Origin of the sequence: Nocardia brevicatena NBRC 12119 (assembly GCF_000308495.1) — a bacterium.
In the GTDB taxonomy this organism is placed as follows: Bacteria; Actinomycetota; Actinomycetes; order Mycobacteriales; family Mycobacteriaceae; genus Nocardia; species Nocardia brevicatena.
This window is the reverse complement of sequence record NZ_BAFU01000220.1, coordinates 1-10,718: the sequence shown is the minus strand read 5'-3', so window position 1 is coordinate 10,718 and position 10,718 is coordinate 1. Positions and strand designations below refer to the sequence as shown.

The following is a 10,718-nucleotide window of genomic DNA, read 5'->3' as shown; positions in this document are numbered from 1 at the left end:
CGGAATGCCGTTTCCGTCCAGCCATGGTTCCTATCGTCCCTCCTGGCCCTCACCAGGGCCAACAGGACTCTAATTCCGGCCGGTCGCGTTCACGGGGAGCAGGTCAGGTGCGGTAGCCGAGGGTGGAGTGGTGGCGTCGGCGGTTGTAGAAGATCTCGGTGTAGTCGAATATCGCGTTCGCGAGCTCGAGGCGGGTCTTCCATTTCCTGCGGTCGAGCAGTTCGATCTGCATCGAGGACCACAACGATTCGATCATGGCGTTGTCGAGCCCGTCACCGACCGTGCCGAACGATGGCAGTAGTCCGGCCGAGCGGATCTTCTCACCGAAAACCCATGAGGTGAGCTGGCTTCCGTGATCGGCGTGCACGATGCCGCCCGCAGCAGGCCGCCGGTTGCCGATGGCCATGTCCAGGGCGTTGACGACCAGGGTGGCATCCTGGCGGGAATCGATGGACCAGCCCACGATCCCGCGGCCGAACGTGTCGAGGACTGCGGCGCAGTACACGCGTCCTTCCCTGGTGTGGTGTTGTGTGATGTCGGTGACCCACAACTCGTTCGGTTTCGGCCGGTGGAATTTGCGGTTGACCAGATCTGTTGCGGTCACCACACCGCGCAGGTTCTTCTCGCCGAGGCCGGCAACCCGCGGATGCCGGCCAACGTCATCAGCACCGATACCGGGCGCGGGCAGACCTTGATACCCATCGCCATGGTGAGCTCGGCGTGGATCCTGCGATAGCCATAGGTCGCGCCGGAGGCGACGTGGACCTCCCGGATCAGCCCAGTGAGCCACTGGCGCCGTAACTGCGTCGGGGAGGTGCGCTTGGCCTTGTAGTAGTTCTGCCGGGCGAGCAGCGGTCGACCGGTGCTCCGGCTGCGGCGAGGCTGTCGATCACCGGGTAGAACCGCCTTGTGGGCCCGAAACATCCTCCCCGAGGAACTTCGCCGCGTGGGCCGCTCGCAGTTCCGCCGACTCCTCCGATGGTTTTCCCGGACGGAGTCCGTGGTCGATGTCGTCCTGACGCAGCCGTTTCGACAAGGTGACCGGGTGGATGCCGAGCTCGACCGCGGTTTGTTCGGCGGGTTTACCAGCCCGGACCACAGCGATCGCTCGGGTGCGGAACTCGGTGGGATAGGCGCGTGGCACGTGGATCAGCCTTTCGGGAAGGCTGTCGGTTAGCAACCCGAGCTGGAACCCAACCGGTAGGGCAGACCAGTGGTTAGGCAGCCTGTTGGACTGCCGGGTTCATAATGGTTTCGTATTCGATCGGGATCAACCGGCCGAGTCGGGTTTGTCGGCGTCGCCGGTCCAAGACATTGCGTTGTAGCAGGCCGAAAAAGTTTTCCATCGCCGCGTTGTCACCGGCCGCACCGACCCGGCCCAATCGAGTAGCCTACGATCCGGCCGGAGAACACGTCCTTGGCCGTGCAGAGATACAGTTTGCCTTCACCGGTCCGATGTTTGGTGTAGGGGTCGGACCGGGGCGCCCTGTCAGCCTTTCGACTGGTGGGTTTCCCCGGCCCGCCCTCCGAACCCGCCGTGCGCCTCTCGACGCAACGGGCTCTCCACGGGTTATGTCATTGTGGCTGTCGCTGGTTCCGGCGCCGCCAACTCCAGGGAGTGGCGATGTTGTAACCCCGGAAGCGGTAGCGGGTGACTTCCACTTCCCAGGGCCGGAACATCGCGGTTCGTCCGGCGCGGATCTGCCACCCGGGTAGGAACGAACTGGTGCCGGAAGACTCCCCAGGCCGGCCCGTGGTGTCGCCTGCGCATCCAATCGACTACTTTCCACCACGCGTAGTGGTCAAGGTAACCGAAGGTGCGTGTGGATACCCTGTGCTGGAAATAGCCGCACCATCCCCGCAGGACGGGGTTGAGCAGGTGCAGCAGGTCGGCGAGCGTTCGATGCTTGTGTCGGCGAGTGATGTCTCTGACCTTGTCGATGATCGACGCGAGCGCCTTCTTCGACGGCCAGGTGTAGACGTATTTCTTGGCCGTGCCCCTTTTGGTTTGCCGCTGGATGCGGAAACCCAGGAACTCGAACCCGTCATCGATGTGGCAGACCTTGGTCTTCTCTGCCGACAAGCGCAGGCCCATCGGCGCGAGCACTGCCGCGACTTCATCGCGTAGCGCTTCGGTATCGGCGCGGCTGCCGTGGACCATGACGACGAAATCGTCCGCGTAGCGGACCAGTTTCATCGTGGCCCCTCCAGCCCGGCGATACTTGGCGCGCGTCCAATACGGTCCGAGTGCTTCCCATTTGGCAGCGAAGTGCTCGTCCAGAACGGACAAGGCGATATTGGCCAGCGGTGGTGACAAGATCCCGCCCTGCGGAGTTCCGGTGGCGTTGCTCCGGAAGGTCAGGTCCTTCGACAGGATTCCCGCCTTCAAAAACAACTTCACCAGGGCCAGAACACGTTTGTCGGCGATACGTGTCCGCACCCGCGCCATGAGCGCGGTGTGGTCGATCTCGTCGAAACACGCCTCGATATAGCCCTCGAACACCCAGTGGTAGGTCCGGGTGCCGCCGGCGAGATGTGGATCTCGGTGATCGCGTCCTGAGCGCGCCGACGCGGCCTGAACCCGTAACAACAAGGTCGGAAACCGGCCTCGAAGACCGGTTCCAACACCAGCTTCAGCGACGCCTGCACCACCCGGTCGGCCGCGGTCGCGATCCCAGGCGACGCAGCGTGCCGTTCCCTTCGGGATCGACACTTCCCGCACCGGGTCCGGCCGGAACCGGCGCTGCTTGACCTGCGCATGCAAGGTCTCGAGCATCCGGGCCGACTCTTGCGGGCCGAGGAATCGCGGCACGATCCCGTCGGCACCGGCCGAGCGGGCGCCCTTGTTCGTCCGCACCCGCTCCCACGCCACGACAAGAAACGCGGGGTCATAGACGAGGTTGAACACATCATCGAAACAGCGGCCGGGATCATCAACCGTCCAATGGTGCAGCTTGCGCTGCATCCTGCGTACTCGCAGCTCGGCCGTTTCCGGGTCGGGCCACGACGCACTCGTATTCACAAGTGACCTCCACAGTCTGCTGTTCTTGCTGCGGACCCGCTGGAGTCCTTCGCCATGTACCCGGCTTTCCCGGCCTCGAACTACTACGGCTCCTCCGCCCCATCCTGCAGGCGTCAGCAGACGACGCGCTTTCCCTTCCACCCGAATGGCTTCCGGCTGGATAGGGACCTGCGAGATGGTTCCCGTGTTCACTGTCAACCGATCGACAGGTGAGGTGCCCAACTATGCCTCTGCGACCACACCACCAGCGGCTGGACCGCTGCCCTCGCCTGACGCCCCGACAGCACGCGACGCACGCCGGGACCGGACCAAATCAGCACGAGCACAACGTGAGATGACCACCAAACGGTTCACCGGCAGGATGAAGCCGTGCGATCCGCTCGATACTGTGGCGCGAGGTATGCGGGAAGGCTCACCCGTTGCTCCGTTCGCGCTTGCTATCGGTTGGCCTGGTCGTCGAGCAGAGCGTCGATGCGCCCGTAGGCCTGGCGCAGTCCGGGCTCGAAATTCGCCGCGAGGTGGCCGTCGCGCCACTCTTTCGAGGTGTACTTGAAGTGGCTGACGACGGTTGTGGTGCCGTTCGACTCCTCGAACTTGAGCTCCTTGACATACTCGCTGCCCGGCAATGTCTCGAACAGTTCGGTGAAGACGAGGACTTTCGGCCGATCGACTGTGATGTAGGAGCCAGAGTAGGCCACCTCGATGTTGTGGTCCGCGTTGAAGTGCGCCCACCGCCACCTGCCGCCGACCTGCGCGTCGATGTCGCAGGCGGACATCTCACCGGTCTGCGACCACCAACGGCGGACCAGTTCCGGTGTCGTCCACAGGACGAACAGATTGTCGGCAGGGGCATTGAACTCCCGCCGCACCACCGTCTCGGTGTCAGAGGGGTGGGTGATGGTCAGCGTTGGGGCGTTGATGTCCGGCATCTTCCTTCTCTCTCCTAGTTAGCCATTTGGTTACGTAACCAAATGGAATAATAACGGATGGTCGGCCTGCGGTCAATCGCTCGATCCTTGCGATCAGCGCTCGGCGTCAGACCGAAGTCGTTGAACTTCGGACAGGAAGTTGTCGAAACGCCGGAAGCTGTCCTCCCAGCGCCTGAACACCGCGAAACACCCCTACGACCAGGAGCAACAGTGGAAAGGCTGGGCAGACCAGCAGATACCCGCTACTCAAAAACCAGTGGGCCGCGCGCCTGCGGCGCGCGGCCCACTCAGCAACTTCATCGGTGGATCGAGGGTTAGGGGGTAGAGGCTCGTCCGCCAGAAATCCGGCGGCAGAGAGTAGGTCACCATCTGCCGCCGGATTTGCGGAACTGAACTTCCCCGACAGCGCCTGATCGAACAGCGCCACCACCTCATCGAGCACATCGGTCCCCGACTGCGCCAGCACCGTCAACAAGATCGGATACCGACGCTGCGGATCACGACGTTCCAGAGCCTGCGGAGTCAGGCGGCGGCCCAGCATGGCCAGGAACCGACGACGCTCGGCGGGCAGCACCGACAGATCGAGGGCGTCCGCGCCCAGGCCGCGCACAAACCCCAGCTTCTCGACCTCGTTGCGCACTGCGGCCGCGGATGCCTCCACAGGGCCGGTCGCCAGCCACCGCAACCGTGACATCCGTATCGAAGCATCGGTGACCAGCAAGCCGTCCAACTCAGCGCACCGCTGCGGAGTCAGCTCGTGCGCGAGCCGATCGTAGGTCTCCCGTTGCGCCTGCTCACGCGCGTGCACGACGCGGCGAACCACGGTGTCGGGGCTGGGCCGGATCACCCGCGCCGAGAGCAGATACTCACACCCCAACCGGAACAACAACGTCGGCGAATCATGCTCCATCGCCCGCACCAACAAGAACTCGTCCAGCTCCTTCAACTCCATCGCCCCCGCCGAACGCCAGCCCAGATACCAGGCGACCAGCCGCAGATGCTCGGAACGCGTCTGCGCCCGCCGACCATACGAACCGATCAGCGCCGCATCGACCTTCAGCTGATCCGCCAACCGCGCCACCACTACCGGCGGCGCGGCCGCCACCTTGTCCGGCACGAACCCCAACCACGGCAACGTGCACAACGCCACCGACAAACCCAGCCGGTCCACGCCCCCGCACCGGCGCGACGAACACAACATCGGCCGGGCTCAGCGTGAAGAACCGGAACAACTCCTCGCGGCCGACCTCCGGAAACCCGCGCAGCCGCGCCAACTCCTCGTCCGCGAACATCCACGTCGCCACGAAACCCGACCTCCACCACGCCGACCAACCTCATCGGCAGCCAAGCCGAGCACCAAACACGACGCCCCGCAGCCTCAACCAGCCATCACCGCTGGTCAGGCCAACTCCGTTGTTTTCCGTGCGACTACTACCGGAACCCCGAATCGGCAGGCCCCGGTGGGTCGGGCGCTGCGACCCGGCGGGGTTGTGGTCGACCCCGGCGGCATCGAGCAACCACCACAGCGGTGCGTCCACGCCCACGGCCGAACACCAGGGTGTGCCGCAGTCTGCGCGGCCGGTGTCCAGGCCGATCAGCTGCGGGTGGCCGCCCTCGGTGCACGGCAGATCGGGCACGGATCGGAGGCCGGGGTCACTGTGCTCCTTCGGGGTGTACCGGTGCCCGTGCTACATGCACAGACCATGTCGGGATCGAGACGGCGGGGATACTGTCCGTCTAGGGGATCGCCTGTGCTGGAGCTGGATGCCTGCGATTCCTCGACCCATGCGATCGGATTCGGTTGGTGCGATCACCCGCTGCTTCCCGCGCCTGCCTCCCGGGCGATGGTGATGCGGAGCCCGGATCCGACCGGCTCTGCCGTCTGTTGACAGTCCCCAGCTGGGTAGCCACTGCGGTGATCGGCCGGTGCGTTCGTCGCCGGCGACCTGCTCGCCGAGTGGATCGAGCCTCACCGGTTCCGGGCCGCCGGGTCCCGGGCCGATGCCGCGGGGCCGGTGATGTCGATATCGACGCTGGTCGCTCCCGAGGTCTGGGGCACGGGTATCGGCTGCGACCAAGGCGGCGGTAATGAGTCGCCCGACTGCCGCGACGGTCGAAAGTTTCCACACTTGACTCCGCGCCGATAAACGCCCCCAGTGTGGCCGTGATCGGGAAGGTGTCCGGTTCCTTGGCGCAGCAGAAGACGGGCAGCACTGGGTGCACTACTGCCGACCACGTCGAGGTGCGACCGGAATACGGCAGGAACCTGCCATCAGGACTGTAACGGCTGATGGGGACCGGTGCAATCGGAGGACTGTTAGTTGTGTCGAGCCGGGCGGCGGTTCGTCGCGAGGGCGAGGCCAAGGGCGCCGAGCAGTTCCAGCACGCCGGTGCTATACACCATGAAGCCGGGCGACGGCACGAAGGGCGGCACTATCGGGACGAAATCGGCGTGAGTGGGTGCCGGTCCACCCGACAAACTCTACGGGAGGAAATGCGTTGTGCCGGTAAGCGGCAGCGTCGTCGCCAGCGCGTACGCGCCGCAGGTGCGCCAGTCGGTGAACCGGGTGGCTGCAAGTGCGCCCGTCAGGCGCAGCCCGAACAGCATGACCAGAAGAAAGATCAGGGTTCCCGTTTACGCCTCCGCGAGCGTTGGTTGTTCCGGCACCGATCGCGGTGTCCGGAGAGATCGGATGAGTAGGTAGCCGAGTGCGCCGAGCGGTGCGAACAGGATCGTGAACAGCAGCAGCACGCTGATCGGCACAGGATGGATACCGCGTGCCCGGCTGTCGAAATAGATCCAGCGGCCCAGGAAAAGATCGAATGCGACGAAGTGCGCCCAGGCCACGGCGGCGCCCGCGCTGCCACCGAGCATTGCCTGCAGCGCAGGCAGATTCGGGTTGACCAGGGTGTGCCAGAACGTGCCGATCCGCGGCAGCACCAGCACCGCGTAGATCAGCAGCGGCGGCATGCAGATCAGTGGTGACGCGACGATCGTGCGGGTCCGATGCCAGCGCGGCGCCAGGATCATCAGAGCCCAGAACGGCGCGGCGGTCAGAAAAGTGAGATCGAACAGCTGACGGGTCATCGGGTCGCTCCGATCCGAGTGCGCCGCACCGGCACCGCCGGATCAGGCCAGGGCCGTCGGACGATCACGATCGTCGACCCGATCGCACCGACAGCGATGGCACCTATCGCTGTGAGAGTAGTACCGTCCGGATGAATCATCGACTGGCCGCGCAGCGCCTGCCAGGTCAGCACCGCAATCAGCGCGGCGTAGGTCGCGGCGGCAACCACGATGAGCGCGGCCCGCAACGCCGCCGAGCGCAGCACGGGTAGCGGCCGCGCAGCCAGCTCCACAGCGATCACGACCAGCGGAAGCAGTTGCACCGCATGCATTCCGAAGAAATGCGGGACGCGCAGGTCACCACCGGCGGTGCTCCAGCCGAGGATCGGCAGACCCGCTCCACCGTCCGGCAGGCCGACAGTGTGCGCACCACGAATCGCGCTACCGGTCGCGAGCTGGTCCCGGGTCGGCAGCACCATCAGCATCCCCAACGCCGCACCGATCAGGGACAGGGCGGCGCCGTACCGGATCGCGGCATTGCGGGCCGGATCGGGTGTCGGGTTGCGACACAACGCGAGGGAAACGATCAGCGTGGCTATCCAGACCACGATGATCGAGAGCCCCATCGTCTCCCACAGTGCCGAGTTGAGCGGAGTCGTGAAATTGAAGTGGCTGGTGGTGCCACGCACGATCTGGGTCACGATGACGACCAGTTCGATGCCGAGGCCGGCGGCCGCTACCGTGCCCGCCCACCAGGCGACCCGGTGCCAGCGCGTGAGCTGGGCGATCAGCCACGCCCACGTCACTGCGTAGATCAGCACGGAAAGCGCGAACTTCGCGGCCTTGGCCCAGATCGGTATCCCGGTCAGGACACGATCATCGACGATCATTCCCCCGAGCGAGACGAAAACGAGGATCGTCATCGCGATGGCGAGCAGTATCAACGGACGATGCCAGTGCAATGCGGTCATGGTGTCCTCAGAGAAGGCGCGGGTGTACGCAGGGAGTGCCGTTGCTCCCCACTCGGCACGTCGTCGAGCCTAGTGAGATTAGAACTATCGATAGTGTAGCTATCAAACGCTATTATTGATAGCTACACCCCAACTGTCAATATCTGCACCGCCCCGATAACGAGACCCAGGAGCCCTATGCGGATCGCCGAACTCAGCCGCTCCAGCGGTGTTCCCCCTGCCACGATCAAGTACTACGTGCGTGAGCGGCTCCTGCCCTCAGGTGTCCGCACCCACCACAATCAAGTGGACTACAGCGCCGACCATGTGAACCGGCTGCGGCTGATCCGGGCGCTGATCGATATCGGCGGACTGTCGATCGAGACCGCCCGAGAACTGCTGACCGTGCTCGACGCGGGCACGCTGCCCACGCGGGAGTCCCTCGGTGCGATGCTCTACGCCTTGGGCGGCCGTCACTCACCGGTGGGCGAGACCGAGCAAGAATCCGCCACGGCGGATGTCGAAGCACTGCTGGCCCGGCGTGGTTGGCAGATCGACGAGCAGAGCCCGGCACGGCGCACGCTGATCGATGTCTGCGCCGCGCTACGGCTACTGGGTCACGCCGATGTCGTCGCCGCGATGGACGACTATGCCGCGGCCACCGAGTCGATCGCCACCACCGATATCGGCCTGGTCCGCGGCGAACCCACCCTCGAACGGATGATCGAAACAGCCATCGTCGGGACCATTCTCGGCGACACGCTGTTGGCCGCGCTACGCCGTCTCGCCCAGGAACACCTGTCCCAGCAACTGCTGTCAGAAGGAGCAGCCAGATAGCGGCGGTCGATATCTATGAGCGCGCCAATAGCGCTTTCACCGCGGACAACCCGCGGTGCTTTCTTCGCGCGGGAACCCGACCCGCGACACCGGTGATCGTCGGCTGGACAGCAGTGGCCACGAAGACGGCCGCGCTGGTGTCCAAGGCGCTCGATATGGTCGTGTGGCGGCGGGATCATTACGGGCATCCGGTCGAGCCCGGACCGATTCACCACTCGGACACGGGCAGTCAGGGCGAATTCAACCGATTGTCGCAACATCTCAACAATGAGGAGTTGCGATGGGTGTGCGACCGAGGCGGTCCTCGGACCGTGCGTTGCGGCCACCGCCACGGTCGGCATAAGGACCGGAGGTGGGCGAACGCATGGAGCCCCGAGCAGACATCCAGCAGGCTGAAAGGGACCGGTCATTGCGGTTCCAGGTCGCGATAGTACGTGCATCGACCATGTTGGTGCCGACACCCAATTCGGTCGTGGCGAACACCCCGAACATGTCGCCGTGGTCGAGTTCGACGAGCGGCGTTTGCTGGTAGTTGCTGCCATTGCCCGGCTTCTGGATCGTGCCCGAGCCGAGGCTCAGATGCGACAGGTACGGCACCGCGCACGGGTGACGGACGATGCAGGCATTATAAGCGCGGACTGGGCCCAGAAATCCTCGGCGACCGCCGCCCAGGAGCCGACCAACGCCGCGCCGATGCGTGTCGGCTGCCGGTAGCCGTACTCGGCTTCCTCCGGGTCGGGCAGGCCGAGACCGGGGGACCGGAATACGCGGAAACCTGCCACGTTCTCCGGTAGCTGCTGGTCAGAGGCCGATGGACCGTATCGACGATGTCGATCTGCTGCGCAGCGGCGGGATGACGACCGTGTTCGATCGGACGTATGTGCCGTCTACGACGGGAACGTTGTTGCGGAAGTCGCCTTCGGCCACGGCGGTCGGTTGGCGACCGTCTGCCCTGCGGCACGGGTTCGGTGACCAAGCTGTGCCTCACAGTGATGATGTGCCGAGACTGTCGTCCGGTACCGAGGCAACCCACCCGTGCCCATGACACGAGACGGTATCATGGCATAGAGTGCGGGCATGGCGGTTATCACTACATTGGATGTTTACGGTCAGACACCCGAGGAATACCGGGCGATCATGGATGAGTTGGGTGTCGAGAAGCGGGCCGAGCCGGGAATCTATCTTCATGTCACGACCCGGACCGACTTCGGATTCCGGATCATCGAGATCTGGGATGAGAAGGAGGGCTTCGATCGGTTCCTCGAGACTCGCCTGACGCCGGCGGCCGAGAAACTCGGCATGAACTCGGAGATCAAGATCACCGTGACGCCGCTGCACAATCTGTTCGGTCCGCGGCTTGACGAATTGCCGGACCTGGTGAGTTCCCTGCCGGGACGGCCGGGTTCGAACGGTATCTGAGTCGAGGATTCCGTCGACGGTTTCCCCCGACGAGATCATCCTCGGCCACCGTCCGCCGGCTCCCCGATTCCGGATACGGTCTCGGGGGGTCGGTATGAACACCGGAATCTTTCGTGTGGTTCCGATCCGGGACTCGGCGGGGTCGGTCCCGGCCCTGGGTTTCGCCTCAGGGTGGGGTACCGGCCTGGGTGGGGTGACGGGCCCGCGTTGGAAGCAACGATTACGAAACATCCGTCCGGTCGAGGGGCAGGCCACCTGCGAAACACATTCGATCCCCGGTCTGGCGACAGTATGGTGGATGAGAATCGTAGTAGTGCCTACCAACGGCCCGCCGACACGTCCCTGTCGGCTCGGAACTCCACGATAATCTTCGTATCGAACTGAGGCATGTTTCGAAAGTCCGGACAGGCCGGCTGAAAGATGTTGCCCGGGTTGAGAGTTGGTGATGTGGCGAGGCCTCCGGGAATGCCGTTGATCGACCAAGATCGAACTGC

General features: G+C 64.6%; 9 protein-coding genes and 3 pseudogenes. 2 read left to right on the top strand and 10 right to left on the bottom strand.

Annotation, left to right across the window (positions count from 1 at the left end):
* Positions 1-103 precede the first annotated feature (103 nt).
* The 8 genes and pseudogenes from ON20_RS39305 to ON20_RS26785 all read right to left on the bottom strand — a co-directional run bounded on the left by ON20_RS39305 (position 104) and on the right by ON20_RS26785 (position 7,989).
* Positions 104-1,144: pseudogene (locus ON20_RS39305) on the bottom strand (IS3 family transposase).
* 73 nt (positions 1,145-1,217) lie between these two features.
* A pseudogene (locus ON20_RS35035) lies at positions 1,218-1,464 on the bottom strand (hypothetical protein); the annotation flags it as partial.
* 106 nt (positions 1,465-1,570) lie between these two features.
* Complete coding sequence (locus ON20_RS41140; protein ID WP_438803444.1) at positions 1,571-3,022, bottom strand: reverse transcriptase domain-containing protein; 1,452 nt, start codon at positions 3,020-3,022, stop codon at positions 1,571-1,573.
* 437 nt (positions 3,023-3,459) lie between these two features.
* Positions 3,460-3,951 carry an SRPBCC domain-containing protein gene (locus ON20_RS26810; protein ID WP_040840071.1) on the bottom strand — a complete coding sequence of 164 codons (492 nt, stop codon included), beginning with the start codon at positions 3,949-3,951 and terminating at the stop codon, positions 3,460-3,462.
* Positions 3,952-4,333: 382 nt separating this feature from the next.
* Positions 4,334-5,255, bottom strand: a pseudogene (locus ON20_RS26805) (DUF4158 domain-containing protein); the annotation flags it as partial.
* Positions 5,256-6,433: 1,178 nt separating this feature from the next.
* The gene (locus tag ON20_RS40025; RefSeq protein WP_281032914.1) at positions 6,434-6,559 is read right to left on the bottom strand and encodes a hypothetical protein; all 126 of its coding nucleotides are present in this window, start codon (positions 6,557-6,559) and stop codon (positions 6,434-6,436) included.
* 27 nt (positions 6,560-6,586) lie between these two features.
* On the bottom strand, positions 6,587-7,039 hold the full coding sequence (locus ON20_RS26790; RefSeq protein ID WP_040840062.1) for an ABA4-like family protein: 453 nt from the start codon (positions 7,037-7,039) through the stop codon (positions 6,587-6,589).
* Positions 7,036-7,989, bottom strand: coding sequence for a hypothetical protein (locus tag ON20_RS26785; RefSeq protein WP_040840060.1), 954 nt, complete (start codon positions 7,987-7,989; stop codon positions 7,036-7,038). Before ON20_RS26785 ends, ON20_RS26790 begins: the two co-directional genes overlap by 4 nt.
* Positions 7,990-8,166: 177 nt before the next feature.
* On the opposite strand from ON20_RS26785, the gene ON20_RS26780 reads away from it, so the two are divergent.
* Positions 8,167-8,805, top strand: a complete 639-nt coding sequence (locus ON20_RS26780; protein WP_040840058.1) for a MerR family transcriptional regulator — start codon at positions 8,167-8,169, stop codon at positions 8,803-8,805.
* Positions 8,806-9,066: 261 nt separating this feature from the next.
* Here ON20_RS26780 and ON20_RS26775 read toward each other — a convergent pair whose 3' ends face one another.
* Together ON20_RS26775 and ON20_RS37495 are read right to left on the bottom strand one after the other, a co-directional pair.
* Positions 9,067-9,402 carry a hypothetical protein gene (locus ON20_RS26775; protein ID WP_040840056.1) on the bottom strand — a complete coding sequence of 112 codons (336 nt, stop codon included), beginning with the start codon at positions 9,400-9,402 and terminating at the stop codon, positions 9,067-9,069.
* On the bottom strand, positions 9,381-9,587 hold the full coding sequence (locus ON20_RS37495; protein ID WP_040840054.1) for a hypothetical protein: 207 nt from the start codon (positions 9,585-9,587) through the stop codon (positions 9,381-9,383). Before ON20_RS37495 ends, ON20_RS26775 begins: the two co-directional genes overlap by 22 nt.
* Positions 9,588-9,882: 295 nt before the next feature.
* Between ON20_RS37495 and ON20_RS26765 the strand changes: the two genes are divergently transcribed.
* Positions 9,883-10,224, top strand: a complete 342-nt coding sequence (locus tag ON20_RS26765; RefSeq protein ID WP_040840051.1) for an antibiotic biosynthesis monooxygenase family protein — start codon at positions 9,883-9,885, stop codon at positions 10,222-10,224.
* Positions 10,225-10,718 lie beyond the last annotated feature (494 nt).

Excerpts from the sequence above, each read along its gene's own strand:
- ON20_RS26780 (WP_040840058.1), top strand. The coding sequence starts at position 8,167 with ATGCGGATCGCCGAACTCAGCCGCTCCAGCGGTGTTCCCCCTGCCACG.
- ON20_RS40025 (WP_281032914.1), bottom strand. The coding sequence starts at position 6,559 with ATGCTGTTCGGGCTGCGCCTGACGGGCGCACTTGCAGCCACCCGGTTC.
- ON20_RS26790 (WP_040840062.1), bottom strand. The coding sequence starts at position 7,039 with ATGACCCGTCAGCTGTTCGATCTCACTTTTCTGACCGCCGCGCCGTTC.
- ON20_RS26785 (WP_040840060.1), bottom strand. The coding sequence starts at position 7,989 with ATGACCGCATTGCACTGGCATCGTCCGTTGATACTGCTCGCCATCGCG.
- ON20_RS26810 (WP_040840071.1), bottom strand. The coding sequence starts at position 3,951 with ATGCCGGACATCAACGCCCCAACGCTGACCATCACCCACCCCTCTGAC.
- ON20_RS26765 (WP_040840051.1), top strand. The coding sequence starts at position 9,883 with ATGGCGGTTATCACTACATTGGATGTTTACGGTCAGACACCCGAGGAA.